Source organism: Brevibacterium sp. MGP-B1 (assembly GCF_057766545.1).
The window spans coordinates 324,016-350,945 of the sequence record NZ_CM173407.1 but is presented as its reverse complement, the minus strand read 5'-3'; the positions used below and the strand labels follow the sequence as shown (position 1 = coordinate 350,945).

The 26,930-nt window shown below is 62.1% G+C and carries 23 protein-coding genes; 13 read left to right on the top strand and 10 right to left on the bottom strand.

The genetic code is table 11. The features are described 5' to 3' along the window. Nucleotides 1-15 precede the first annotated feature (15 nt). Entirely contained in the window at nt 16-378 is a 363-nt protein-coding gene (locus tag AC3CD9_RS01545; RefSeq protein ID WP_488365996.1) for an ArsR/SmtB family transcription factor, read from the bottom strand. Between the two features lie 183 nt (nt 379-561). On the opposite strand from AC3CD9_RS01545, the gene AC3CD9_RS01540 reads away from it, so the two are divergent. Further along, nucleotides 562-1,383 (top strand): HAD-IIA family hydrolase, encoded by an 822-nt coding sequence (locus AC3CD9_RS01540; RefSeq protein ID WP_139468677.1) that lies wholly within the window; start codon nt 562-564, stop codon nt 1,381-1,383. Between the two features lie 225 nt (nt 1,384-1,608). Next, a complete protein-coding gene (locus AC3CD9_RS01535) occupies nt 1,609-2,580 on the top strand; it encodes a hypothetical protein (protein WP_488365995.1) in 972 nt (323 codons plus the stop codon). A 77-nt stretch (nt 2,581-2,657) separates the two neighbouring features. On the opposite strand, the gene cls is transcribed toward AC3CD9_RS01535, so the two are convergent. From cls to AC3CD9_RS01515, 4 genes are all read right to left on the bottom strand, one after another. Continuing rightward, nucleotides 2,658-4,136, bottom strand: a complete 1,479-nt coding sequence (gene cls / locus AC3CD9_RS01530) for a cardiolipin synthase (RefSeq protein ID WP_488365994.1) — start codon at nt 4,134-4,136, stop codon at nt 2,658-2,660. 182 nt (nt 4,137-4,318) lie between these two features. Then, the gene (locus AC3CD9_RS01525; RefSeq protein WP_139468680.1) at nt 4,319-5,491 is read right to left on the bottom strand and encodes an acyl-CoA dehydrogenase family protein; all 1,173 of its coding nucleotides are present in this window, start codon (nt 5,489-5,491) and stop codon (nt 4,319-4,321) included. A 47-nt stretch (nt 5,492-5,538) separates the two neighbouring features. Further along, a complete protein-coding gene (locus AC3CD9_RS01520) occupies nt 5,539-7,647 on the bottom strand; it encodes an acetyl/propionyl/methylcrotonyl-CoA carboxylase subunit alpha (RefSeq protein WP_488365993.1) in 2,109 nt (702 codons plus the stop codon). Between the two features lie 17 nt (nt 7,648-7,664). Continuing rightward, entirely contained in the window at nt 7,665-9,278 is a 1,614-nt protein-coding gene (locus tag AC3CD9_RS01515; RefSeq protein WP_488365991.1) for a carboxyl transferase domain-containing protein, read from the bottom strand. A 134-nt stretch (nt 9,279-9,412) separates the two neighbouring features. On the opposite strand from AC3CD9_RS01515, the gene AC3CD9_RS01510 reads away from it, so the two are divergent. After that, nucleotides 9,413-10,039 carry a TetR/AcrR family transcriptional regulator gene (locus tag AC3CD9_RS01510; protein ID WP_488365990.1) on the top strand — a complete coding sequence of 209 codons (627 nt, stop codon included), beginning with the start codon at nt 9,413-9,415 and terminating at the stop codon, nt 10,037-10,039. A 64-nt stretch (nt 10,040-10,103) separates the two neighbouring features. On the opposite strand, the gene AC3CD9_RS01505 is transcribed toward AC3CD9_RS01510, so the two are convergent. The 3 genes from AC3CD9_RS01505 to AC3CD9_RS01495 all read right to left on the bottom strand — a co-directional run bounded on the left by AC3CD9_RS01505 (nt 10,104) and on the right by AC3CD9_RS01495 (nt 14,505). Further along, nucleotides 10,104-11,024: an NADP-dependent oxidoreductase gene (locus AC3CD9_RS01505; protein WP_488365989.1), complete on the bottom strand. Its 921-nt coding sequence runs from the start codon at nt 11,022-11,024 to the stop codon at nt 10,104-10,106. A 93-nt stretch (nt 11,025-11,117) separates the two neighbouring features. After that, the gene (locus AC3CD9_RS01500; RefSeq protein WP_488365988.1) at nt 11,118-13,295 is read right to left on the bottom strand and encodes a 3-hydroxyacyl-CoA dehydrogenase NAD-binding domain-containing protein; all 2,178 of its coding nucleotides are present in this window, start codon (nt 13,293-13,295) and stop codon (nt 11,118-11,120) included. 1 nt (nt 13,296) lies between these two features. After that, a complete protein-coding gene (locus AC3CD9_RS01495) occupies nt 13,297-14,505 on the bottom strand; it encodes an acetyl-CoA C-acetyltransferase (protein WP_488365986.1) in 1,209 nt (402 codons plus the stop codon). Between the two features lie 252 nt (nt 14,506-14,757). Here AC3CD9_RS01495 and AC3CD9_RS01490 point away from each other — a divergent pair, with 252 nt between their 5' ends. After that, the gene (locus AC3CD9_RS01490; protein ID WP_488365985.1) at nt 14,758-15,162 is read left to right on the top strand and encodes a hypothetical protein; all 405 of its coding nucleotides are present in this window, start codon (nt 14,758-14,760) and stop codon (nt 15,160-15,162) included. Between the two features lie 146 nt (nt 15,163-15,308). Here the strand turns inward: AC3CD9_RS01490 and AC3CD9_RS01485 are convergent, their stop codons facing one another. After that, complete coding sequence (locus AC3CD9_RS01485; protein ID WP_488365984.1) at nt 15,309-16,139, bottom strand: carbon-nitrogen hydrolase family protein; 831 nt, start codon at nt 16,137-16,139, stop codon at nt 15,309-15,311. Nucleotides 16,140-16,189: 50 nt separating this feature from the next. On the opposite strand from AC3CD9_RS01485, the gene AC3CD9_RS01480 reads away from it, so the two are divergent. Then, nucleotides 16,190-16,870 carry a GntR family transcriptional regulator gene (locus AC3CD9_RS01480; RefSeq protein ID WP_488365983.1) on the top strand — a complete coding sequence of 227 codons (681 nt, stop codon included), beginning with the start codon at nt 16,190-16,192 and terminating at the stop codon, nt 16,868-16,870. A 143-nt stretch (nt 16,871-17,013) separates the two neighbouring features. Here AC3CD9_RS01480 and AC3CD9_RS01475 read toward each other — a convergent pair whose 3' ends face one another. Continuing rightward, nucleotides 17,014-18,384, bottom strand: coding sequence for an MFS transporter (locus AC3CD9_RS01475; protein WP_488365981.1), 1,371 nt, complete (start codon nt 18,382-18,384; stop codon nt 17,014-17,016). 138 nt (nt 18,385-18,522) lie between these two features. Between AC3CD9_RS01475 and AC3CD9_RS01470 the strand changes: the two genes are divergently transcribed. The 8 genes from AC3CD9_RS01470 (at nt 18,523) to AC3CD9_RS01435 (ending at nt 26,930) form a co-directional block, all read left to right on the top strand. Beyond that, nucleotides 18,523-19,203, top strand: coding sequence for a DUF2848 domain-containing protein (locus AC3CD9_RS01470; protein ID WP_488365980.1), 681 nt, complete (start codon nt 18,523-18,525; stop codon nt 19,201-19,203). Nucleotides 19,204-19,211: 8 nt separating this feature from the next. Next, on the top strand, nt 19,212-19,760 hold the full coding sequence (locus tag AC3CD9_RS01465) for an ureidoglycolate lyase (protein ID WP_488365979.1): 549 nt from the start codon (nt 19,212-19,214) through the stop codon (nt 19,758-19,760). Between the two features lie 247 nt (nt 19,761-20,007). Continuing rightward, complete coding sequence (locus AC3CD9_RS01460; protein WP_488365978.1) at nt 20,008-21,444, top strand: protein rep; 1,437 nt, start codon at nt 20,008-20,010, stop codon at nt 21,442-21,444. 96 nt (nt 21,445-21,540) lie between these two features. Then, a complete protein-coding gene (locus AC3CD9_RS01455) occupies nt 21,541-22,242 on the top strand; it encodes a hypothetical protein (protein WP_488365977.1) in 702 nt (233 codons plus the stop codon). A 1,106-nt stretch (nt 22,243-23,348) separates the two neighbouring features. Further along, the gene (locus tag AC3CD9_RS01450) at nt 23,349-23,726 is read left to right on the top strand and encodes a hypothetical protein (protein ID WP_488365976.1); all 378 of its coding nucleotides are present in this window, start codon (nt 23,349-23,351) and stop codon (nt 23,724-23,726) included. Nucleotides 23,727-24,210: 484 nt separating this feature from the next. Then, nucleotides 24,211-25,617: an FtsK/SpoIIIE domain-containing protein gene (locus tag AC3CD9_RS01445; RefSeq protein WP_488367485.1), complete on the top strand. Its 1,407-nt coding sequence runs from the start codon at nt 24,211-24,213 to the stop codon at nt 25,615-25,617. Then, nucleotides 25,617-25,979: a hypothetical protein gene (locus tag AC3CD9_RS01440; RefSeq protein WP_488365975.1), complete on the top strand. Its 363-nt coding sequence runs from the start codon at nt 25,617-25,619 to the stop codon at nt 25,977-25,979. The genes AC3CD9_RS01445 and AC3CD9_RS01440 overlap by 1 nt, the downstream gene beginning before the upstream one ends. A 759-nt stretch (nt 25,980-26,738) precedes the next feature. Next, entirely contained in the window at nt 26,739-26,930 is a 192-nt protein-coding gene (locus tag AC3CD9_RS01435) for a helix-turn-helix transcriptional regulator (protein ID WP_488365974.1), read from the top strand.

Sequence of the window (26,930 nt, the reverse complement as noted above, 5' to 3'; positions counted from 1 at the left end):
CGTTGCGGGCATTGGTCAGTCCGCAGTTCGATCTGCGGTCGACGAATCGGTCGTTGATGGGTCGGTGGGCACCTCCTCGGCGAGGATGAGGTCGAGGTTGTCGAAGCGCTGCTGCCATTCGTCGTGGGCCGACTGCAGCCAGTCGGTCGCCTCCGTGAGGGCACCGGGGTTGAGGGCGACGATGCGCTGCTGGGCGGATTTCGATCGGGTGATCAGCCCCGCCGTCTCGAGCACCTTGAGGTGCTGGGAGACCGCGGAACGACTGATCGGCAGCGGTTCCGCGAGCTCACCGGCGGTCTTGTCTCCCCCACGCAGACGATCGATGATCGCCCGTCGCGTCGGATCGGCAAGCGCCGCGAAGACGTGATCCATACTCATTTAAGCATCCCCTTAATTAAGTGATTACTACAATACACTCTTCGGCCGTCCCGTCAAGGGGGCTCTGGGACGACTCGCAAAGTGGTACGGCACCACCCCGGATCGGACTTCTCAGCACACTTGCGCCCAACCCGACTAGGCTGGAAGCAGCCGCTTCGGCCCACCCCGAGTTCGAGGAGAGACATGGATCGCGATTCGATCGACTGCTGGCTGACCGATATGGACGGTGTCCTGGTCAAGGAGAACAATCCTCTGCCGGGAGCCGCAGAGCTGCTCGCCCAGTGGCGTCAGGCCGATATCCCCTACCTGGTGCTGACGAACAACTCCATCTACACCGCTCGCGACCTCTCCGCCCGGCTGCGCTCGAACGGGCTCGACGTCCCCGAGTCGAACATCTGGACCTCGGCAATGGCCACCGCGGACTTCCTGTCCAATCAGGTCGAACACGGCACGGCCTATGTCGTCGGCGAGGCGGGGCTGACCACGGCGATCCACGAGGCCGGGTTCGTCATGACCGAGCACGACCCGGACTTCGTCGTCGTCGGCGAGACCCATTCCTATTCGTTCGAGGCGATCACGAAGGCGATCCGCCTCATCGATGCCGGCTCCCGCTTCATCGTCACGAACCCCGACGCCACCGGCCCCTCCCCCGAGGGCGTTCTGCCTGCCACCGGCGCCATCGCCGCCCTCATCACGAAGGCGACGAACCGCGAACCCTACGTCGTGGGCAAGCCCAACCCGATGATGTTCCGCTCGGCCCTGAACAGGATCGGCGCCCATTCGATGAGCACCGCAATGATCGGCGACCGCATGGACACCGACATCATCGCGGGCATGGAAGCGGGCATGCACACGGTGCTCGTGCTGTCGGGGATCTCCACCGCCGAGGATGTGCGCCGCTTTCCGTTCCGACCCAACGAGATCGTCGACGGCGTCCACAATCTGCTGGACGTGCCGCTAGAGAGCCGCGGCGACCTCGGTCCCGACCCCACGGGTTCCGCCTGAGTGTCTCCTGCGCCGAAAAACGGGCTGAGTGTCGAAACACGGGTGTACGCGCCCGCCTTTCGGCACTCAGCCCGTTTTTCGATGCAGCAGGCCAGCACTTGCCCCTACCGCATCAATCACCGCACTTTTTTGCAGTCATCGAAGCCGCACCATCTGATCACACGCAAAGACCACGTTTAATAGCATTTGCTTGCATTTGATACAGTTTAGGGTCATCCTTGATAGATGTTCCAAGTGCTGACAGCGCAACAGCTCCGTGGACTCGGCATGTCCCGCAGACAGTTGGCCGAAGCCAAACGATGCTGCCTGCGCCTAGTCAGGAAGGGTCACTACGTGATCCGCAAGTCGTGTGATGATAGCCATCACGGACCCATCCGCGGCCTTTCCACGGCTCACGACACTTCGTTTCCACAAACCTTCGGAGATCTGCGGGACGAAGCCGAGGAGCTGCGGGTCCAGATCGCCTGCCGCCTCGGTGAGCTTCTGCCGGGAGATGTGTTCTCTCATGTTTCGGCCGCGCTCATCCACTGTCTTGACCCCGCTGTGCTCGAATCGTCGAAAGTCGAGATCTCCAGGAACTCCCCTACCCGCAACTACGACGGCGTGTTCATCTACTCGCGCAGACTTCCACCGGAACAGGTCTCATCCGAGTTCGCCTATCCAGTCACTACTCTGCCCAGGACTCTGGCTGACGTTGCTCTTGACCGTTCGCTCGAAGTTTCTGTACCGCTCATCTCTCAAGCACTCCGTTCGGGAGAGGTGGACCGGGCAGACATCACCGATCTGTTGGCGAAAGGGCAACGCGGACGCCGAAGAGCCCTCTTGGCCGTTGATCTCTCGAGCGCCGAATATGAATCTCCAGCCGAGGCGGTCTGCGCAGTGAAGTTCCATCGCTTTGGAGTAACCGGAATGGTCCCGCAGGTCGATACGTTCACAGAGTCGGGCAAATTTATCGGGCGCAATGACTTTCGGCACAAGTTGGCTGCCGTTGCAGTGGAAGTCCACGGTCTCGGCAAGTTCTATCTCAACCCTCGCGGCCCTGATGAGGCGGCCAAGTTGAGTCATCAGCGCAATATGGATCTTCTCAACGCCGGCTTCAAGGTCTTCAACCTTAGCTTCGGCGACCTCTTCAGACCTCGCATCTTCGCTGCGATCAAGCGGGCCATCGAGACGACTGATAAGCGAAAAACGGGCTGAGTGTCGAAACACGGGTGTACGCACCCGTTTCTCGACACTCAGCCCGTTTCTCAGCGAAGCAGTCTTTCCCAGCCCGGCTACTGCAGCGATGACGTCAGGCGCATGACGGACTCCATATAACGGCGAGGCCATGGCCGCTTCTCCCATTCCTCCAGGGTGAGTTCGTGGCTGACGTCCTGGTAGTCGGCGACGACATCGATGATGTCGTCGACCAGGTCGCCGCCGGTGGTCAGCAGGCTGATCTCGTAGTTGAGACCGAACGAGCGCATGTCCATGTTGGATGAGCCCATCACGGCATAGAGGTCGTCGACGATGAAGCACTTCGTGTGCAGCACCGCGGGTTTCGGATACAGGAAGATCCGCACACCCGCTTCGAGCAGCGACCGGTAGTAGGACGACTGTGCCCGGTCGACCATGTATTGGTCCGCCTGCTCGCTGACGTAGAGCTCGACGTCGACGCCGCGCCTGGCCGCGGTCTCCACGGCTGCCAGCAGCGATTCGTCGGGCACGAAATAGGGGCTGACGATGGCCAGACGCTTCTGCGCCAGGTACATCATCGAGGTGAAGACCTTGAGGTTCGGAGCGGTCGTGAACCCGGGCCCCGAAGGAACCAGCTGCATCGCGCTCGTCGCCCCGCCGACTTCGGGCTCGTTGCCGTCGCGCTCGTACGGGCGGATGCCCAGAGCCTGTCCCGATTCGGAATACCAGTCGGTGGAGAACACCGCCTCGATTCCGGCGACGATGGGCCCGGAGAGCTCGACCATGATGTCGTGCCAGTTCCGGCCGATCTGAGAGTTCTTCCTGTTGAGGTAGCTCGAATCAATCATGTTCTGCGAACCCATCATCGCCCGCTTGCCGTCGATGACGAGCAGCTTGCGGTGGTTGCGCAGGTCGATGCGCCGAGCCTTGCCGCGCCATGGAATGAACGGCAGCATCAGGTGCCATTCGATGCCGGCCGCGTTCATTCGTTTGCCGAGCCGGTGGAATCCCGGATACTTCCGAGATCCGATGTGGTCGAAGAGGACACGGACTTCGACCCCGCGCGCAGATGCTCGCTCGAGCGCCTGGAAGAAGACGTCGGTCGTCGAATCCCACGCCATGATGTAGATCTCGACGTGGACGTATTCGTGTGCCTCGTCGACGAGTTCGGCCATCCGCGCGATCGACGCTTCGTAGTCGGAGATCACCCCATGGCTGTCGCCGGTGACCATCGGCAGTGCGGTCAGTGCCCGCCCCAGTTGGGCGACGGAGACGAATTCGGGCTCGGCGACCAGAGACGGCGGAACATCGGGCAGATCGTCGGCACCTTCGTGCATGAGTTCGTTCGCTTCGGCCTGGATCCGCGCCCGGCGCTGGTTGATATAGGGACTGCCGAGCAGCAGGAAAGCGGGAATTCCGACGATCGGCACGAACAGGATGAGCAGCAGCCATGCCGATGACGATGACGGGCGACGGTTCTCCGGCACCACACCGACCGCGATGATCTTCACGATGTATTCGATGACGATCCACGTCGTCGTCGCCACCGATGCCACCACACTCCAGTCGACGTTCACTCTTCGCCCCTTCGTCAGTGTCTGTCAGTGCCGATTCGATCTCGCCCCACACTATCGGGTAGTCGCACCGGGCACCGACCGCCCGGTGCACAATCACGGATGCACTACGCCCGCCGAGGCGGTCCTGCACTTTCCGACGGATGTGCAGGACCGCCTCGGCGGACGTGGATGGTGCGTTCGGCTCAGAGCCCGAGTTCGCGGGCGATGAGCATGAGCTGGACCTCGGTGGTGCCTTCGCCGACTTCGAGGATCTTCGAGTCGCGGTAGTGGCGAGCCACGAGGTATTCGTTCATGAAGCCGTAGCCACCGTGGATCTGCGTGGCGTCGCGCGCATTGTCCATGGCTGCTTCGCCGGCGATCATCTTCGCAATGGCAGCTTCCTTCTTGAACGGGAGTCCGGCGAGCATCCGCGAAGCCGCGAGGTAGTACGCCGACCGGGCTGCGACGACGCGGGCTTCCATGCGGGCGATCTTGAAGGAGATGCCCTGGAAGTCGGCGATCGGCTTGCCGAAGGCCTGGCGTTCCTTCGCGTACTTCACTGATTCGTCGACGCAGCCCTGGGCGGCGCCGACGGACAGGGCGCCCACGGCTATGCGGCCCTCGTCGAGGATGCGCAGGAAGTTCGCGTAGCCGCGTCCGCGTTCGCCGAGCAGGTTCTCTTCGGGCACCTGCACGTTGTCGAAGGTGAGAGGGTGCGTATCCGAGGAGTTCCAGCCGACCTTGTCATAGGCCGGTTCGGCGGTGAAGCCGGGGGTGCCGGTCGGGATCATGATCGTCGAGATCTCAGGCACTTCGCGGCCCGACTTCGACGTTCGGGTTCCGGTCACGGCGGTGGCGGTGACCAGGCGGGTGATGTCGGTGCCGGAGTTCGTGATGAAGCATTTGCTGCCGTTGATCGTCCAGGTGCCGCCCTCCAGAGTGGCCTTGGTCCGGGTGCCGCCGGCATCGGATCCGGCCTCGGGTTCGGTCAAGCCGAAGGCGGCCAGGCCCGAGGCGTCGGTGAGCTTCGGCAGCCATTCCTTCTTCTGCTCTTCGGTGCCGAAGCGGTAGATCGGCATCGCCCCGAGCGAGACCCCGGCCTCGAGCGTGATGGCCAGGGACTGGTTGACCCGGCCGAGTTCTTCGATGGCCAGGCACAGAGCGAAGTAGTCGCCGCCCATTCCGCCGTACTCTTCGTCGAAGGGCAGGCCGAAGAGCCCCATCTCGCCCATCTTCGCAACGAGGTCGTAGGGGAACTCGTGCTTGGCGTCGAGTTCGGCTGAGACGGGTGCGACCTCTTCGTCGGCGAATTTCGCGACACCTTGACGCAGGTCTTCGTATTCTTCGGGCAGCATTCCCGGAACAAAGGTTTCCATTGTTTCCTCCCCGCTTGTGGCGTGGTTGTGGTGTGAGTGGCTGGTGACTATTCGGCGGCGCCTGCGACGGCCTCAACTGCGGCTTCGTCGACGACCGTGGCGAGCACTTCGTCGAGGGCGACTTGGGCGCCTTCGACAGCGGTGACGGTGACGATTCCGGCTGCGGGTGCGGTGAGCACGTGCTCCATCTTCATCGCCTCGACGACGACGATCGGATCGCCCTGTTCGACGTGGTCGCCGGTTTCGACCTTGATATCGACGACGGAGCCGGGCATCGGTGCGAGCACCTCGGCACCTTCGAGTCCCGGGGTCAGCGAGGTGTCGGCCTGCGGCCGGACGAAGGCGTGGATTCCGCGCTCGCCGGCGACCCAGACGGTGCGGGCATGCGCATCGGAGAAGACTCGCGCGGTGTGCTGGATCCCGTCGAGGCTCAGATGCCAGATGCCTGCGTCGTCGACGGTCACGAAGCTCGCCCGTGCGGTCACATCGACGCCGGGGGCGAACTCGGCCGCGGGAGCGGGCTCGAACTCCACCGTTTCGTCGGTCGTGGTCCCGGCAGCCGTGTCAAGGTCTCCGGCACCGACGAAGTCGAGACGCACGACCGGTCGGAACTCGGGTCGGGAGGGACGGAAGGCCGTCGGTCTCCCCCACGCCGAGGTGGCTCCCCCACCCGCGACACCACCGGCGACTCCCGCCTGATGGCCCGCGGTAACGGCGCCAGTGATCGTGGTCCCTGCGCGGCCGAGGGTTTCGACGACCGCCGAGGCAGCGAACTGCTGAACGACCTCGTCCGGGACGTGAGCCAGCTGATCCTCGCCGAGGTTGTCGATGAGTGAGGTGTCGAGGTCCCCGGAGATCACCTCGGGCAGCGCGAGAAGGGTGCGCAGGAAGTCGATGTTCGTCACGATTCCCGGAACCGCCGAGGCGGCGAGCGCGGAATCGAGGCGGGCGATGGCCTGGGCGCGGTCATCGGCGCGGACGATGAGCTTGGCGATCATCGGGTCGTAGTCCGAGGCGATGGTCTGCCCGGCTTCGAGCCCGGCGTCGACGCGGATGCCCTCACCGGTTGGGAAGACGACGTCGAGGGCACGCCCACCGGTGGGCAGGAATCCGCGCGAGGGGTCCTCGGCGTAGATGCGGGCTTCGATCGAGTGCCCGGTCAGTGTGATGTCATCCTGCGTCAGCGGCAGCTCTTCGCCAGCGCTGACGCGCAGTTGGAGTTCGACGAGGTCCACTCCGGTGACCTCCTCGGTGACGGGGTGTTCGACCTGCAGTCGAGTGTTCATCTCCATGAAGAAGAACTCATCGGGACGGTCGGCGCCGACGATGAATTCGACTGTGCCGGCACCGACGTAGCCGACGGACTTCGCAGTCTCGCAGGCGGCCTGGCCGATTCGGGCGCGGGTCTCTTCGTCCAGCAGCGCAGAGGGTGCTTCCTCAATGACTTTCTGGTGACGGCGCTGCAGGGAGCATTCGCGTTCGCCGAGGTGGATGACGTTGCCGTGCGCGTCGGCCATGATCTGGACTTCGATATGGCGCGGGGTGGCGACGAGGCGTTCGAGGAACAGCGTGTCGTCGCCGAAGGAGCTCGCGGCTTCGCGGCGGGCGGTCCGCAGCGCCTCGGCGAGTTTGTCGGCTTCGAACACCGCGTGCATGCCCTTGCCGCCGCCGCCGGCGGAGGGCTTGATGAGCACGGGGAAGCCGATGTCCGTCGAAGCCGCGATGAGGGCCTCGTCGCTCATCGCGGCGTCCTTCGTGCCGGGCACGAGCGGCACCCCGCGGGAGGAGACAGCCTGCTTCGCGGTGATCTTGTCGCCCATCGTCCGGATCGCGTCGGCTCCGGGGCCGAGGAAGACGATTCCGGCGTCGGCGCAGGCAGCGGAGAATTCGGCGTTCTCCGACAGGAATCCGTAGCCGGGGTGGATGGCTTCGGCTCCCGTGGCCAGTGCTGCGGCGATGACCTTGTCGATGCGCAGATAGGACTCGGAGGCGGCGGCCGGCCCCAGGTGGACCGCGGTGTCGGCGGCCTTGACGTGGGCCGCACGGGCGTCGGCGTCGGAGTAGACGGCGACGGTGCGGATGCCGAGTCGGCGGCAGGTGCGGATGACGCGCAGGGCGATCTCGCCGCGGTTGGCGATGAGGACTGTTGTGAACATTTTCGTCATGGTGGGGCTCACATTCTGAAGACGCCGTAGCCGCTGGCATTCAGCGGGCGTTCCATCGGTCCGAAGCGGGCGAGTTCGAGGGCCAGTGCCAGTACCTGGCGGGTGTCACCGGGTTCGATGATTCCGTCATCCCACAGGCGAGCCGTCGAGTAGTACGGGTTTCCCTGGGCTTCGTACTGGTCGCGGATGGGCTGTTTGAACGTGTCTTCGGCCTCGGCGCTCCACTCCTCGCCGCGGGCCTCGAGCTGGTCGCGCCTGACGGTCGAGAGCACGCTGGCGGCCTGTTCGCCGCCCATCACGGAGATGCGGGCATTGGGCCACATCCACAGGAAACGCGGGGAGTACGCGCGGCCGCACATCGAGTAGTTGCCGGCGCCGAAGGAGCCGCCGATGACGACGGTGAACTTCGGGACGCGGGCGGTGGCGACGGCGTTGACCATCTTCGCACCGTGTTTGGCGATGCCGCCGGCTTCGTAGTCGCGGCCGACCATGAATCCGGAGATGTTCTGCAGGAACACCAAGGGCACGCTGCGCTGGTCGCAGAGCTCGATGAAGTGGGCGCCCTTCTGCGCGGATTCGCCGAAGAGGATTCCGTTGTTGGCGATGATGCCGACGGGGTGTCCGTCGAGGTGAGCGAATCCGGTGACGAGGCTCGTGCCGTACTCGGCTTTGAACTCGTGGAACTCGGATCCGTCGACGAGGCGGGCGATGACCTCGCGGACGTCATACGGTGTGCGCGAGTCCACCGGCACCACCGAGGTCAGCTCCTCCGGCGAGTGCGCCGGCAGGCGGGATTCGATGACGTCCCAGTTCGGAGAGCTCTTCGGCCCGAGAGTCGAGACGATGTCCCGCATGATCTCCAGTGCATGGGGATCATTGGCCGCGAGGTGGTCGGTGACGCCGGAGACCCGGGAGTGCAGCGCTCCGCCGCCGAGCTCCTCGGCGGTGACTTCCTCACCGGTGGCGGCCTTGACCAGGGGCGGGCCTCCGAGGAAGATCGTGCCCTGCTCGGAGACGATGATCGACTCGTCGGCCATCGCGGGGACGTAGGCGCCGCCGGCGGTGCAGGAGCCCATGACGGCGGCCAGCTGCGGGATGCCGGAAGCGGAGAGTGTGGCCTGGTTGAAGAAGATGCGACCGAAGTGCTCTCGGTCGGGGAAGACGTCGTCCTGATTCGGCAGGTTCGCGCCACCGGAGTCGACGAGGTAGATGCACGGAAGGCTGTTCTCTTTGGCGACTTCCTGAGCCCGGAGGTGCTTCTTCACGGTCACCGGGTAGTAGGTTCCGCCCTTGACGGTGGCGTCATTGGCCACGATCACGCATTCGCGGCCGGCGACCCGCCCGATTCCGGTGATGATTCCGGCGCCCGGGCTGGCGTCGTCGTACATGCCGTTGGCGGCCAGCGGAGAGAGTTCGAGGAAGGGCGTGCCGGGGTCGAGGAGATGCTCGACGCGCTCACGCGGCAGCAGCTTTCCGCGATCGATATGGCGCTGTCTGGACTTCTCGGAACCGCCGCGGGCTGTGGCCGCAATGCGCTCCCGGAGTTCAGCGATGAGTTCGGCGTGGGCCTCGGAGTTGACCTGCCCCGTCGCCGGACTGACCGCAGTTCCCACTGCTCTCATTCCATCCTCATTTCAGTTAATGATTCTTAACTGACTGCTATGATACTGCTCACAGGCAGAACTGACAACGCACGAGCCAGACCGCACCGACGTCGTCCGCGACGGTGGGCATCAGGCTCAGGGAAGGAGGCCGGATGTCGATCTCGGACGAGGCCAAGCCGACGGCGAGGGCAGCAGCGAAGGCGGCCAGACGCGAGCAGCTGCTCGAGGTCGCGAAGACGCTCTATGCCCGGCACGGCTTCCATGGGGTGCGCCTCGACGACCTGGGCAAGGGCGCGGGGATCTCGGCGCCGGCGGTCTACCGACACTTTTCGTCGAAGGAGGCTGTGCTCGAGGAGCTCCTCGTCGGCATCTCCGCCTATCTGCAGTCCGGAGGCGAGGAGATCGTCTCCGCGGCGTGGGACACCGCGTCGGGGATCTCCCCCACCGAGGCGGCCCTGACCCTGCGGCGTCTCATCGACTTCCATGTCGACTTCGCCATGAGTGAGCCCGAGCTCATCCGCATCCAGGACCGTGACCTCGAGGCGCTGCCGGACGAATCGCGACGGACCGTGCGCCGTCTCCAGCGTTCCTATGTCAGTCGGTGGGCGGAGGTCGTCGAGGCCGCCCACCCGGTGTGGACGCTGGAGTCGGCCACTGTGCGCGTGCATGCGGCGTTCGGGATGATGAATTCGACCCCGCACCAGGCTCGCCGCTCCAGCGCCGAGGTGGTGGGGGTGGAATTGCGCGCCGCTGCTGCCGCGGCGCTGGGACTCAGCTGATCACTGGATCAGCCGAGTCCCGCCTCGGCGATATTTCGATCTCCGAGGACGGTAAAGCTGATGCTCAGGGCACGATGACGAGCTTGCCGCGGACGTGTCCGGTGGCGCTGTCCTTGAAGGCCTGCGGAACCTGCTCGAGGCCGTAGGTGCCGGCGACGTCGACGGTGAGTTTGCCTTCGTCGACGAGGAGACCGAGGCGAGCAGTCTCGGAGCCGTCGGGACGCACCCAGATGTAGCGTCCGCCGTGCTCGGCGACGCTGGGATCGGCCACCGAGGCGTGCGCCCCACCCTCGGCGAGCACGGCCAGTGTGTCGTCGAGGACTCCCCCGACGAAGTCCGCGACCCTGTCGACTTTGCCGCCGGCGGCCCCGAGGACGCGCTCGACGAGACCGTCGCCGTAGGTCACGGGTTCGGCGCCGAGTCCCCGCAGGTATTCATGATTGGTCTCCGACGCGGTGCCGATGACTCTCGCTCCGGCGGCCCGGGCGATCTGCACGGCGAAGCTGCCCACTCCCCCGGAGGCACCGTGGATGAGCACGGTCTTGCCCTCCAGCTCGCCGAGGGACTCGAGGGTCCGCAGAGCGGTGCCGCCGGCCAACGGCAGTCCGCCCGCCTGTTCCCAGCTCAAACTCTTCGGCTTCGGGGCGACCGCACGCACGGGGACGGCGACCTTCTCGGCGAAGGTTCCGCCGCCGAGCACGTCCTTGCGTGCATAGGCGACGACCTCATCGCCGATGGAGAATTCCGGGGTGTCGAAGCCGAGTCCGACGACGACACCGGCGACGTCCCAGCCCGGGGTGACGGGGAACTGTGTGGGCATGAACGGGTCGAGGTGCCCGCCGACGAGCTTCCAGTCGACCGGGTTGACTCCGGCGGCCTTGACTTCGATGAGCACCGAGGCGGGCGGCAGCTTCGGATCGGGCAGCTCGCGGACGGTGATGTCGTCGAAGTTCTCGGTGTAGGCGTCGTAGACGGCGGCGCGCATAGCAATGGCCTTCCGGTAGATGTCAGTGAAACTGAAGTCTCAGTGTGACTGGACAACACCGGAAGGCCATCAGGCTATTCCAGGGGCCACCTCTTACTCGTAGGTCTCCCCGGTCTTCGCACGTTCGACCAGCGAGGCCGGCGGTGTGAAGTGCTCGCCGTATTTCGCGGCCAGATCATTCGCCCGGTCGACGAAGCCGGCCAGTCCGCCTTCGTACTGGTTGACGTACTGGAGGACACCGCCGGTCCAGGCGGGGAATCCGATGCCGAAGATCGAACCGATGTTCGCGTCCGGCACCGAGGTGAGCACACCCTCGTCGAGGCATTTGATCGTTTCGATCGCCTCGGCGAAGAGCATCCGCTCCTGCAGATCGGCGAAGGGCTGATCGTTCGACCCGGACTCGTACTTCTCGCGCACACCCTGCCACAGCGTGGTGCGCTTGCCGTTCTCGTCGTAGTCGTAGAAGCCGGCGCCGTCCTTGCGTCCGGTCCGTCCCTGCTCGACCATCCAGTCGAAGACGGCTTCGGAGGGGTGGGCGACCCAGGTTCCGCCTGCGGCCTCGACCGCGTCGCGGGTCTCCTTGTTGATCTTCTGCGACAGGGTCAGCGTCAGTTCGTCGAGCAGCTGCAGGGCACCGGTGGGGTATCCGGCCTGCAGTGCCGCCTGTTCCACGCTGGCCGGCTCCACGCCTTCACCGACGGCGGCGACCGCCTCGGCGATGAAGGTGCCGATGACGCGGGAGGTGAAGAATCCGCGCGAGTCGTTGACGACGATCGGTGTCTTTCGGATCTGCTGCACGAGGTCGAAGGTGCGGGCGAGGACCTCGTCGGAGGTGTTCTCACCGCAGATGATCTCGACCAGCGGCATCTTGTCGGCCGGCGAGAAGAAGTGGACGCCGATGAAGTCCTTGTCCCGGGTGACGCCCTTGGCCAGATCGGTGATCGGCAGGGTCGAGGTGTTCGAACCGAGGACGGCATCAGGTTCGACGATGTCCTGGATCTCCTGGAACACCTTCTGCTTGAGATCGACGGATTCGAAGACCGCCTCGATGACGAAGTCGACACCGGCGAAATCCTCGGCCGAGGCGCTCGGGGTGATCCGGTCGAGGACAGCCTGCGACTTCGCCTCGGTGGTCTTGCCCTTGGCCTGGGCCGATTCCTCACGCTTGGCGGCGTAGGCCTTGCCCTTCTCCGCATTGGCGAGCTCGACGTCTTTGAGCACGACCTCGATACCGGACTTCGCTGCACTGTAGGCGATCGCCGCCCCCATCATTCCGGCACCGATCACGCCGAGCTTCTTCACCTGACGAGGCTCGAAGCCATCAGGGCGCGAGCCGCCGGAGTTGATGTGGCCGAGGTCGAAGAAGAACGCCTTGATCATGTTCTTCGCCACCGGTGTGTGGGTGACGTTGACGAAGTAGCGGGATTCGACCGTCAGCGCGGTGTCGATGTCGACCAGTGCGCCTTCGACCGCAGCGGCGACCACGGCCCGGGGAGCCGGCATCGGCGCACCCTTGCCCTGCTTGCGCAGCAAGGACGGCAGTGCGGGAAGCATGGCGCCGATCTTCGGAGAGGACGGGGAGCCGCCGGGGATCTTGAAGCCCTTGACGTCCCACGGCTGCACAGCCTCGGGGTTGGACTTGATCCAGGCCTTGGCCTTGGATTCGAGTTCGGCCGCGGGGGCGAGTTCGTCGATGAGACCGAGCGCCTGGGCGTCGGCGGCTTTGAACTTCGTCGACGGCAGGATGGCCTTCTGAAGTGCGGTCTGGATGCCGAGCATGCGCACCGATCGGGCGACTCCGCCGCCGCCGGGCAGCAGGCCGAGTGAGACCTCGGGGAAGCCGAAGCGGGCGCTCGGGTTGTCATCGGCGGCGATCCGGTGATGAGCGGCCAGGGCGAGTTCGAGTCCGCCGCCCAGTGCCGCACCGCCGAGGGCGGCGACGACCGGCTTGCCGAAGGTCTCGAGGCGACGCAGCACCTTCTTGAGGTCTTCGACGGTCGCGAATTCCTCTTCGGCATTGGCCGGATCGGCCGCACGCAGTTTGTTGAGGTTTCCGCCGGCGAAGAAGGTCTTCTTCGGAGAGGTCAGCACGACGCCGGTGATGTCATCGACATTGGCTTCGAGCCACTCCACGGTCGCCTCGAGGGCGGCTGCGAAGTAGTCGTTCATGGTGTTGACCTTGGCACCCGGCTCGTCGATGACGACGGTGACGATGCCATCGGCATCGGTGTTGCGCTGGTAGTCGGCAGCTGTGGTTTCAGTGTTCGTCATGTCAGACCCTTTCGATGATCGTCGCGATGCCCATGCCTGCGCCGATGCACAGGGTGACGAGTCCACGCTTGAGGTCGCGGCGCTCGAGTTCGTCGAGGACAGTGCCCAGAATCATGGCGCCGGTGGCTCCCAGCGGGTGGCCCATGGCGATGGCTCCTCCGTTGACGTTGACCTTCTCGTGGGGGATGTTGAGATCCTTCATCCACTTGAGCACGACGGCTGCGAATGCCTCGTTGAGTTCGAACAGATCGATGTCATCGACGGTCATGCCAGCTTTGTCGAGAGCCTTCTTCGTTGCCGGAGTCGGACCGGTGAGCATGATCGTGGGTTCCGAGCCGGTGACCGCGGTGGAGACGATGCGGGCACGGGGTTTCATCCCCATCTTCTGGCCGACTTCCTCGTCGCCGAGGATGACCAGCGAGGCGCCGTCGACGATTCCGGAGGAGTTCGCGGCGGTGTGGACGTGGTCGATGGCTTCGATCCAGTGGTACTTCTGCAGAGCCACCTCGTCGAATCCGGTCTGTGCCGCGAGCTTGGCGAAGGCCGGTGGCAGCTGCGACAGCGATTCGACGGTCGAGCCGGGACGCATGTGCTCATCGCGGTCGAGCACAGTGATGCCGTTGATGTCCTTGACCGGGATGATCGAGTTTTCGAAGAGGTTGTTCTCCCAGGCAGCAGCGGCACGCTTCTGCGATTCGGCGGCGAAGGCATCCACGTCTGCCCGGTTGAAGCCCTCTGTAGTGGCGATGAGGTCGGCACCGATTCCCTGGGGCACGAAGTACGTGTCATAGTTCGTCGTCGGATCCTGCGCCCATGCTCCGCCGTCGGATCCCAGCGGCACACGGGACATCGATTCGACGCCTCCGGCGAGGACGAGGTTCTCGAATCCGGAGCCGACCTTCTGGGCGGCGATGTTGACGGCTTCGAGCCCGGAGGCGCAGAAGCGGTTGACCTGAACGCCGGCGACGGACTCGTCGAGGCCGGCAACGATGGCGGCGACGCGGGCGATATCCGACCCTTGCTCGCCGACCGGGGACACGACGCCGAGGACGATGTCGTCGATGGCTTTGTCGTCGAGATCGGGGTTGCGCTCGCGAATGGCGTCGATGAGTCCGGTCACGAGATCGATGGGTTTGACGCTGTGCAGCGCTCCGCCGCGGTTCTTGCCGCGTGGGGTGCGCACTGCGTCATAGATGAACGCTTCGCTCATGTGTTCCTCACAGTCTGGATGGAAGACCGACCATAAGATCTGATCGATCGTTCAGTAATATTCGCACCCCCATTGTGTCCCAGTTTCGAGTGACGGGCAACACACGCACGAGCGCCGGCGCAAGCAGAGTGAATTCGGTCATACACTCGCACTTCCGCAACTTCCTCAGTTGTCGAATATTCCGCGTTTCCTTTCGACGACAGACGTGATTATGATAAGTCGACGCATCAACTCGGAACCCCTTGGAGAATCATGTCTTTGACCACCCCTGCCCGCACAAAGACGGGTTCGAAGCTCATGGCACTGACCCTTGCAGTCGGCCTGCTCGCCGGCCCCATCGCCGTCGACGCGGCACCCGCCGAAGCTGCGACGAAGAAATGCGCAGTGAAGATGTCGAATTCGAAGCCCCGCCAGTACTCCAACACCTGGGTCAACGTCTCGAAGGTCGGCTCGAAGGCCAAGGTCGAGACCCTGGCCCACTACAAGACGACGAAGACGAAGAAGAAGGCCACCGCTTCGAAGAAGGGCAAGGCCTCTTTGAAGTACTACATCTCCGGGGCTACCCCCGGCAAGAAGGTTTCCGTGACCGTCACCGCGAAGAAGGGCAAGACGACGTGGAAGTGCTCGACGTCGTTCAAACCGGTGAAGAAGCGCTGAGCACCTGACGATTCGCCTACAGGCCGAGGACGCAAGTAGAGATGCATCAGCCCCTCTCGATCCAGCATGTGCGTTGGATCGAGAGGGGCTGTCGCTTGTCCGCCCGCGATGGGCGCTCCGGCAATCAACCGGCTGAAGACCTCCCTTCAAATGCTTTCGACGCGAATGTCCTTCTCCAGACGCGAGTTATTGAGAACGGGCAGTGTAGCGCGGATGCCCGTGATTCTGGCCGGGTCGATGTCGGCGAAGATGATCTCTTCACCGCGCCCCGCCTCGGCGAGCAATTCACCGTTCGGAGCAGCCACATACGAATGGCCGATCCCCGTCGGACTTCCTTCCTGCGCCGGTGCTTCCGTAACCGCGGGATCCGCCTGGTCACAGGCGAGCACATAAGCTGTGGAGTCCAATGCCCTGGCTGGGCCCAAGAGCTTCCACTGTTCAACCTTGCCCGGACCGGCGCCCCACGAGGTCGCGAGGATGATCGCATCCGCTCCCGCTCGCGCTTGAGCGGTGAACAATGCGGGGAATCGCACGTCGTAGCAGATCGCCAGGCCGAAGGTCAGATCGCCGAGGCGGAATGTGCGAACCGACTCCCCTGCGGTCACCGAGTCCGATTCGCGGTGGCCGAAGGCATCGTAGAGATGGACCTTGTCGTAGTCGGCGCTGATCTCTCGACCGTCATCGACACCGCGGACAACGAGACTATTGGTCACGGTCCCGTTGTCGCCTGGGCGGAAGACGCCCACGGCGATCACAGTTTCGTTCTTCCATGCGATCTCGGTAATCGACTGAATCCACCCACCCTCGTCGTCCGCAGCCGCGCGCGCCAAGTCGTGCCCGAAAGCGATCTGTGTGGCTTCGGGGAAGACAACGAGCTGCGCCCCTTCACTCGCTGCAGCCGCAGTGTGGTCTGCGACCTTGTCGAGGTTCGCCTGCGGGTCTCCCGTCGAGTTCATCTGAACCAACGCGATCTTCATGTCTCTCTCCTCTGTTTCCATGGTTGAATCGAATGTCTTCTGTGCGGCGAATGCTGGTTGTCCAGCAAACGACTAAGGTGGGTTGTATGCAAACTTCGTCAGGTCCAGCCGCACGCCGGACAGCCTATGAGCGCCTGCGTGACCTCGTCCTGACGGATCCTGCGATTCAAGGAACCTTCCTGACCGAGGGGGATCTGGTCAAACGTTTCGGCCTGTCCCGGACTCCGATCCGCGAAGCGCTCATCATGCTTGCTTCCGACGGGCTCGTCGATCTCATTCCGCATCGCGGAGCGTATATTCGCCCCAGTGACGATCGTGAGATCCGCGAGACGATGGAAGTACGACAGATGATCGAGCTCGACACAGCTCGACAGATCCTGGATTCCGGTGAAATACCGGTTGCAGTCATGGACGATCTCTATCGCCAGCAGGTGGAGCTTCCCGTTTCTCCTGATACGATTCCCGATTTCATCAGTCTCGATCAGCGCTTTCACGCATCGATGGTCGACGCTGCAGGAAATCGTGTGCTCAGCGACATCTATACCCGCCTGCGAGTCAAGCACGTCCGCTTCGGAATCTCTGCGACGTGGACAAGCGCCGACCGACCAACGCAGGTACTCGAGGAGCATTCTCGGATACTCGAGGCCATGAAATCCGGCGACTACGATGCCACCGCCGCGGCGATCCGCGAACACATCGCACAAACTCAGAACCTACTGCTCTCCCGCTGAGAACCTCGGACCTCGACGAGCAGGCTCTCTTCTCGGGCCGCCTACTCGATGTCTGGCTTCGCAGTCGTCGATGACTCTGCACCCCCGCCTGACGCACAGTGCTCCGGCAGCCGCGGGCCGCCGGAGCACATGGCTCATCGAACTCAACGACTCGCAGTCACCTCATCGACGGAGTCCGCCGAGCCCTGCGCGGCTGCAAGCTTCTCAAGATGTTCGACGTCCTCCTGCACGTTGTTGTTGCGTCCCATGATCAGACCGATCAGCGTGAGAGTCACGGCTCCGGTCAAGTACACGGCCACCCAGACCCAGGTTCCGGTGTTGTCGAGCAGCAGCGTGAACATCATCGGAGCGATCGCCCCGCCGAGAACACCGGCGATCGTGTATGCCAATGACGAACCTGTGTACCTCAGTCGAGGTGTGAACTGCTCGACGACGAACGCCGCCTGCGGCCCGTACATGAGCGAGTGGAAGAACAGTCCGACGGGAATGCCGATGTACATCCAGGTGGCGTCTCCTGCTTCGAGCTTGATGAAGAAAACGAAGGTCCACGCCACTGCGCCCACCGCAGCGACACCATAGACAAGACGTCGGTTGATGATGTCCGAGAGGTAGCCAGCCAGCGGGATGCAGATGATCTGGAAAGCTGAGCCGAGCATGACCGCACCCAGCACCGTTGTCCGGTCGAGGTCGAGCACAATCGTGCCGTAAGCGAGGGTGAACACCGTGAAGAGTGCGTAAGTGACATCAGGACCGATTCGGGCGAGGATCGCCGAGAGCAGCGGGCGTGACTCGGTCTGCAGAAGTTCGGTGATCGGCTTCTCGGGACGCTCGCCCGACTGTTCGACTGCTTTGAAGACCGGGGTGTCTTCGAGCTTGAGGCGGATCCACAGGCCGAAGAGCACGAGCACTGCCGACACGAGGAAAGCCACACGCCAACCCCAAGCGAAAAACTGCTCTTCGCTGAGGGCGAGAGTCAGCCCCGCAAAGGCACCATTGGCCATGAGGTTGCCGGCCGGAGGTCCGATCTGAGCAGCTGACGACCAGAAGCCGCGGTAGCGCGGATCTCCGTATTCGCTCGACAGGAGGACAGCGCCACCCCATTCACCGCCGACGCCGATGCCCTGAGCGAAGCGCAGGAGCACCAGGAAGAGCGGAGCCCACAGGGAGATGCTCTGGTAGGTCGGCAGGATGCCGATGAGACATGTCGAGATTCCGATGAGCACAAGAGTCCAGACCAGGACCTTCTTCCGGCCGACTTTGTCGCCGAGGCGGCCGAAGATGATTCCGCCCAACGGCCGAGAGACGTAGCCGACTGCATAGGTCGAGAAGGCCAATAGCACGCCGACCATCGGGTCGCCCGAAGGGAAGAAAAGCACGGGGAAGACGATGGCCGCCGCTGCCGAATAGATGGCGAAGTCATACCACTCGAGCGTGGTGCCGCTCAGGCTGGCGGCGAAAGCCTTGATGAGATCCTTCCGCGCCACCGGCGGACGGGTTGTTGATGCACTCTGCATAGCAATCCTTTTCATCTGTCTGGAAAATCCTCGCCTGCGACTCTGCGGCAAGAACTGTGATTGCGCTATCAGTATACAGGCTGTATACAATGAGACAACATCAAGCGAAACCTCATCGACGACAAGGAAGAACACACGATGCTCACCTTCGAACTCCCGGACAAGACCACCGTTGACGTACACGTCGACAGGCTTCTCAATGCGGGCTATGCCGGTCGAAACCAAGAAGCGGTTCAGCATCACATTGACGAGTTGGCCGCACTCGGAGTACCTGGCCCCAGCCAGGTGCCCGCCCTATACCCCGTGTCTCCTTACCTTGCTCAGCAGGCTGAGACCGTGACGGTCCAGCACGGACAGTCTTCTGGAGAGGCGGAATGGGCGCTGGTCGTATCGGACCGCGGCGTACTCATCACCGCAGCCAGCGATCAGACCGATCGCGACCTCGAAGTGTATGGAGTGGCATGGAGCAAGAACGCTGCACCGAACATTCTGGCCAAGCGTGCATGGGTCTATGAGGAAATTGCCGATCACATCGACGAGATCCTCATCGAGTCCTTCGTCACTGATGCGGGTGGCGTCGAATCACAGCTTCAGGATGGAAGCTTCGCCGATCTGCTGCCTCCGAGCTATTGGCTGGACGAACTCAAGGCCAAGGAGGTCGCGCAGCCGGGCACCGTCCTCATCTCTGGCACCATCCCCATGGCCGAAGGTGTTGACCAGTTCGCCTCACGCTGGCGAGTGCGCCTGTTCGACCCGCGCACCGAGGACAGCATCGAAATGTCCTACACCGTGGAAAAGATGCCTGAGCCGGTCGGGTGAAGTGAACCGTGAAGTCTCCTTCTCGCTCTCACGTGAACTTGGGCCGGACCGAGAACTCCGACCTCGCGGGGGACGGAATGCTCGAGCTGACGCCGGAAGCCTTCGCGCCATTCGGCAGGCTGATGGATTTCCACGCCCAGCAGGTGCCCGGTTCGTCAGCATTCGTGTCAGCAGCGACCTCGTTCTTCCGTGCTTCCCTTTTCGAACCAGGTGCCGGCGGAACGACCGATCTGCTGTGGGTATCGTACGACCGCGCAGAGCCACCGGAGGATTTCGAAGCGCATCTGCTCACCGAGCAGGCGCTCATTCCGATCACCGGTATGATCGTCCAGCACCTGTTCCGCGACGATGTCGACAATGGAACGGTCACTCGGTTTCTGGTCCGCCCGGGGCAGGGAATCGTCATGTCTCCAGGCAGCTTTCACACGACGACGTCCGTTGATGGCGAAGCGCTGTGTCTGATGGTCAGCCGAGTGAGCACCACTGACGACCTCAGCCGCAGCCTGCAGACGGGTTGCCAAGCAAGTGAGACCGTCTTCGCTCGGCCTCCTGGCTGAGAGGGTCCGCGCCTGACGGCGCTGCGGCCACGAGAAGGCCCCTCCCGAACCAGAGTCTGTCCTGGTGGGAGGGGCTGTTGCCGAGCCGCCTGCGGGAATCGAACCCGCGACCTATTCATTACGAGGGCGGCGACTGCTACATAAGTAGCCGTTTCGGCAGTTACAAACGTTGCAAGGTAAAGCCCCGAGACCGCTGGTTTCGGTCTCGGGGCACGCCGGGGGCACAAGCCCCAGCACCTACAGATGAATGCAGTCATCTGCACGGAATCATTTTAGTCCAGAGCGCGGACACAGTCAGAGATCAGCCTCGTTGGAGTCGGGTCGCCTTGATCGGGCATCAGTGGCAGGAGGCCACGGCGGCGATGCTGCAAGCCTCGGAGCGCGAGCACGGCCGCTTGCGGCCGCGCGCAGCCGCGACGAAGGCGCAGCGGCAGAGCCGCCCTTGGTACATCGCGGACAGAGTTTCCCTACCGGTCATCGGCTTGAAGTTGAGGGGCTACGCCGGTCGCGTTTTGCTCGCCGGTCGCAATCATCGAAGTGGCTGATTGCCGATGCGGTGGACTCTTCGGCCATCGAGGAGCTAGGTGATGGCTTGTTCGCGGATTCAGCTACCGGCGAGCTGCTGGATTCAGATTGGGTGCGTCCGCCTCGTCCGGCTCGGTGCGGTTGGCGAATTGGCGAGAACGTATCGGTGCACTCTGATGGTCAGCTCGCACACTTCTCCGGGACTGAGCGGTGTTCTTCCGTGTGGGCATGCCCGTTATGCTCGGCGGTGATCCGAGCTGAACGTGCTCGAGAGATTTCGCAAGCAGTCGAAGCTCATCATGCAGCAGGCGGGTCAATATTGTTCGTGACTCTAACCATTCGCCATGATCAGGGCGACTCGCTGAGGCAAGGCATGGATGCCGTGCTTGGTTCGTGGCGGAAGTTGCTGCAGGGAAGCGCGTGGGTCGGCTCAAAGTCCGCACAAGGTGCGCGGGATCGCTATCGAGTCTCGGGGTACGTCCGCAGCACTGAAGTGACCTATGGGTCGAATGGCTGGCATCCACACGTTCACGCGTTGTTCTTCAGTGACGACAAGCTGTCTGACACGGAGGTGGCTTCGTTCGGGGACGAGCTGCATACCCGTTGGGCGAGGTTCGTCCACAAGTCGACGGGAAAGCTGCCGACGCGTGAGCACGGGACTGATGTACAGCGGGTTGATGAGGATGGTCAGGTGCTCGGCAAGTATCTGGCGAAGGTGCAGGAAGAAGGGAAGCACAAGACGGAAAAGTGGGACGCCTCGGCTGAGCTTGCTCGGACCGACGTGAAGCGGAGTCGTAGCGACAACTTCGTGCCGTTCGAACTACTCGACCCTGATCACCCGATACCCCTCCCCCAACGCCGCCGGTTGTGGGTGGAGTACTACGAGGGAACGAAGGGCCGGCGTGCGATCACTTGGTCTCGCGGCTTGAAAACTCGATATGACGTGGGCGAGATGTCTGACGAGGAATTGATCGAGGAGACCGAGGCTGCGCCGGTCAGGTGGGTGGCCGACGGCCGGGCCTATGACTCGCTGCGTCGGTCGGACCCGGAGCTGCTGGCAGTTGTGTTGGAGGCTGCATGCTTAGGTAACTGGGGTGTGGTAAAGATGCTACTGCCAGGGATGCCGCCGCCGACTGCCGACGGAAATGGGACACCGTAGACGAGAGTTCATGTCCGGCACAAGCTAGTTGGATTCGAGTAGGCACCGAGCACTTCTGCCCATTAGATTCGGCCGCTCGCCTAAGATGTGTGTTCAGTGATGGTCAAAGATGTGGCTGGCCGTCAGCAGCTCCGTGTCATCGCGAAAGGAAAGTACGTGAAACAAGCTTTTAAGATGACCGGTGCAATACTGTTGACTCTGTTCGTCGTCGTCGCTGCGGTAATACTGACATGGACTCTCGGCACCCTTGTCTTTTCCGCCCTGCAGAGGATGGATGGGGACACACGTGGAGCAACTATTGCGCTAGTCGGTGTCATCGCAGTCCCAGTAATCACATTCATCACTCAATGGGGGATGGAAAAGAAGCGTTCCCGTGAGCAAGCCATTCGGGAGAAACGGACAGAATTCTACGAAACTGTAATCAAGCTGTTCATGCAGATAATGAATAGTTCTGCAAACGGCGACGAAGGTGACCTAGCTGACGACTGGGCATCCCAGATGCGGTCACTGACACCCCAGATGATCCTCTACGGGAGCAAAGAGTTCGTGCAGGCGTGGAATGTGTTTCGCGAGACAAGTGCGCTCAACACCGCGGGAGACGGGGAGCTTGGCCCCGACGCCGTCAATCTCATGGTGGCTTCAATGGAGAAAACGATGATTGCTGCGCGCAAAGATCTGGGGCACCGTGTTTCCACGACCGAGCAGGGTCAATACGCTTCGGCGTTCATCAATGATCTCGATCGCTCGCAGATCCAAGCCGCACATCAGAAAATCGCCAAAGGCGATCTCCAAGGCTAAACTGCGGCGCTGCTTGTTCCACAGGCAGCGTATGTACATCACGTGATGATGCGGAGCGAACTGCATCTCTTCGATTGCGACTCACATTCTCGAACAGGTTAAGTCGGCTCATCAGTCTATGGTGCGATGGGTGCCAGAGTGACGTCACGACATGGATCCTGTTTGTGATTGCAAGCGGGGCCGAAGCGGCCAAGATCACCTTCGAGGGTAGCGACTGCCTGATCCACAGATATGAATTCGGTCGAGGTTTTATCGGCGGTCCAAGTCGTCGAAGTGGCTCATTGCGCATGCGGTGAACTCTTCAAGTAATAGGTAAAAAGACGCACTAGGAGATCATCGATGACACGGAGTCCGCTCCGGTGCAGTGGCTTGCAGATGGCCGTGCCTACGATACTTTGCGTCGCTCGGCATCGGAGTTGCTTGCGGTTGTGCCGGAAGCAGCTGCAGCGGGGAATTAGGCCGTAGTGAAGACGCTATTGCCGGGTTCCTTTCCTCCGGCGGATTGCGGTATCGATGAAGTTGCGCACCGAGACTTACTGGAAGCGAAAAAGGCAACGAGGCCGGATCGGGATCGGAAGTTGCGCTTGAGGATGGGCAGGTGAGGGGCGATGTGTCGACGCCACCGCCGCGAAGATCGGCGAGCTCGAGGCGTTCTGTACTCGGCGTGGTCCAGATAGCGGGACAGCAGTTAAGTGTGATGCATATCACATTTATTGGTTTGACAGCCCCGCCATCCCCGTCAGATCTACTGTACCTTTTGGAACCATTGTCCCCATCGACTCCAGTATCACCGGCGCATCCGGAGGAGCTAACAGGTCCCCGGCTGGCCACTGGAGGCTCGACGGTCGACGAGGATTGCCTGGAATGCACGGAATCGTCGCTGCCCTGGAGCAAGTCCACAACTAGAAAGATGAGTACGGCCCAACAGGGCCAATAGAAACATCACCCCCGTTAGGGTCTCTAGGGGCTTTATATCTAGTGTCCCCAGTGTCCCCAATGCTTGCACAAATGCTTGCAACAATGCTGGTTGCCAAACAATTTGCTACATGATTTTGTGAAGTCAGCCCCCCTCGTTCAGGAGGAGCGGCAGACGAAAGGAAATCAGAATGGCAAATCCAAGTATCCCGATTTTTGAGCCGACTCCGGCTTTTGTGACCCGAGTGACGCCGGCGTTTGTTTACGAGAACGAGAAGAAGACAGATAGGCGCGTTCTAGACGAACTTGGACGTCCGATCACTCGTGTCAGAGCTTTCGGCTCCTTGTTTGGTTCTGTCGGAGAGTTCACTCTCGAGGTTCCCGATCAAGCTGTTGAGTCGGTCAATGTTAACGATGTCGTTATTGCCGAAGGTACTAATGTCGTCGCTGATTTGCGGGGTGGAGATTATGGGTCCGTGAATTCAACCATTCGTGGTGCCGAGCATTTGAGGGGTGCCGGAAATGCTCAGCAGGTATTTGAGCAGTTGGCAAAACAGGCGAGCAAATGAGTAGGAGTTTCAATCGAACTCTCGGAATTTCATTGCCACAGCTGCTAATCGAGCGAATTGATGCCAGTCTGAAAGGTGGTCAGGCACGGTCCGCGTTAATAGCCGAGCTTATTACAGAGGCATTGAATGCTCGGGAGAATGGAGTCAAGGATGAATAGGTTACTCAAGGTCACGAGTGGCATTGTCGTCGCTGTGATCGCATTCCCTGTTCACTCGATCGTGGCAGTTGGCGCGGTGATTCTGTTGCTCGCCGATGGTTGGACTCTCGTAGCTGGCACTGTGGTGGTCGGGGGCATTCTGTGGGTGCTTGCTCGGAAGTTCGTGCCCACGCTTATGCGTGGAATCGCGGACCATCGGCGGCGGTGGACCAAGGCCTGTTTTGCCGCGTGGAAGATGTGGGTTGAGGGGCAGGAAGCCCGTGCTGCCTCGCGTGGGCTTCGGGACTCCTTGTTTGATTCGGCAGAGGACCGTGAGGTGACTCGTGATGAGTAGCCATCGGGTGGTCCTGACCGCGGACAGGCTGCGGTCGAAAGCAGTTCTCAAGGCTCTGACGATCATGCTCATGACCTACCTTGGTGTCTGGTTCTGGATGGGAACCGTCGTTCCATTTATCACCTCGTTCCCGGCGGCCGTGAGCGAATTGGCGGCAATGAATGTCGCAATCGTCTATGTGGCCGCGGGGACCGTGATCGCGGTGGTGATTCTCCTCCGCCAGCCGGATGCGATCTTCGCTAGGCCGAGGCTGTCGACGTTTGATAACGATCAGCGTCGGCTTGTCAGGCGGTTGAGGAAGAACTGGGTCGAGACGTGCCGTCGGGCGAACCTCTCGCGAGAACTGGGTCGGATTGATCACGTTCGGGTCGAAGTACCGAAGGTGAAGAGCACCAAGCCAGTGCCTCTCGGCGTTGAAGTTCAGGTTCGAACGATTCCGGGCCAGGCGGCGGAAGAAATCTGCGCCGCGTCGAACCGGTTGGGGTCGGCGTTCGGTCTTCCCGTCCGGGCGTCAATCGTGGATCCCATGACGGTCTGCCTGACTGCGGTTATGCATGACGCGTTGCGAGGTATCAGGGCTGCTCGTTCGTCGACGACGACGCGGATTGTCATCGGTCGGTGCGACGACGGGACAGAAGCCGTTGTTGATCTGGCGGACCCCTCGCATATTGCGATTCAGGGCATGACGCGCTCAGGGAAGTCGGCACTGCTTTACACGATATTAGGGCAAGTGTTTGATTCCGGTGCGGTTCACGTCTCTGGTATTGACCCGAACCGGGTGCTCCTTGGCCCGCTGGCTGAGTCCGCCGGAGTTGATCCCAGTGACTTCGTGCTCGGTGATGATCCGGCTGCCGCCCTCGCGCTGCTTGATCGGATGTGTCAGGTGATGGATGAACGTGCTCACCTGCTCACCGATGTGGGTATCGCAGCGCACGAGACGTTCGATGTCGACTTCCCGGTGAGAGTTTGCGTGCTCGAGGAGTACGCCGGGCTCTTGCGCCAGGCGGCGGCTTACGACGACGGTCTTAAACCTGCTGAGCGCACTGCCCCGCAGATCCGACGGAGAGTAGGCCGGCTGGTCTCTGAGGGGGCGAAGAGTGGGATGCGCGTCGTGCTGATCACTCAGCGAATGGACGCGAGCACCGTTGACGGAGACTCCCGCGGCCAGTTCGGAACACGAATCACCATGGGCGTCGATAATGCCGATGCGGTCCGAATGCTTCACCCGCTGGCTGGTCCAGAGATTGTTGAGGCGGTGACGAAGTTCCCCGCGGGGCGGTGTCTCTTCTGGCAGCACCGCGTGGAGAAGTTCGTCCAAGCTGATTTCACGCCTTATCAGGAGTACAGGAGACGGCTTGGGTTGTCCCCGGTCGCAGAAACAGAAGAGGAGAACATCTGATGACTCAGTACCACACCGCCGCCGTCCAGTTGACCTTTGAGCGCGTTTACATGGAAGACGAACTGTTCCGAATTTTGGATCAGCTTGGCCACCATTCACCGGCAGCGCGACTGCATCGAGCTAGGGACTGGGAAGAGCAGGGGGAGGAGACTTGGGAAGACTTTGAAGCGGGGCGATACACCTCTGCTGAGATCAGCGTCGGCACAGAAGCCCGTGACGGAGAGGACTTTTACGATGCCGGTCGCCGCTTGACGACTGAGGTGCTCGAGCTCTTCCCGGAATCCTCGTTCGATCGCGTGGAGCTCATGAGCATGAACCTGGGCGATCCAGAAAACATCGCATATGCAGGAGGCACGCTGTGAATGTCAACCCTCTGCTTCGGGCGTTGCCATCAGACAAACTGCCCCATGTTTGGCAGGTTTGCTCGACTCTCTTGGCGGTCGCATCTATGTTCACGTTGTGTTGGTGGCTTTCGAAGAACGGATTATTGGACCTCGCTGCCACTGGCGTTAGTTACTACGCTGTAACTTGCATGCGCATGGTTGGGCCTAGCTTGGCTAAGCGGGCTCCACGGGAGTTCGAACGTACGGCAGGTCTTATCGACACCGCGCGCGCAGACTTTGCGCAGTGGATGGCCAATCGAAAGCTGCTGAGCCTCGCAATCATCGCTCTAGTCTCGACGATTGCATTCCTCATCGGTCGGTTCATCGCATCGACAGTTATGGCGGCAATTGCGTCTCCGTGGCTTGCCTTGGCGGTCGGGCTTGCTCTCGCAGCTGCGGTTGCCTCGCCTGTGCTCGTAAAGTCGATTGCAGAGTCATTCAGGAAGCCAGCGCACGAGACCGAAGGTGATGACAATGCCTGAGTCGAATTGTTCATACAGTCCGCTGAGCCACCTTGAGGCCGGTGACCTCGTGGCAGCACTGCGCGAGTGGGTCGCGTGCGTCGTGGAGATTGAGGACCAGGAACGAATCGAGAGGCTCCTGCGCAAATGCGAATCGTCGTTAGACATCGTGCTGGTGTCCCGTCACTCATCAATAGCCTCGGAGCGAGGAACGAGCTTCGAGGGTGCCCCTCGCCGGGCAGGCGCAGCGGATCGCAAGTTTTAAGGATTGGTCGATATGGAGTCGCAAATGATGGACCGGCTGCTGACGGCTCGTGATGTGGCTGAGTGGTTGGCTACGAGTCCTGCAACGCTATGCCGGTGGCGGCAGTCTGGGAAGGGGCCACGTTGGGTCGCATTGGGCGATTCGAGTCCTCGCTATCGTCGTGAAGATGTCGAGGTTTGGCTTGAAGAACAGGCGAGCTGCTGA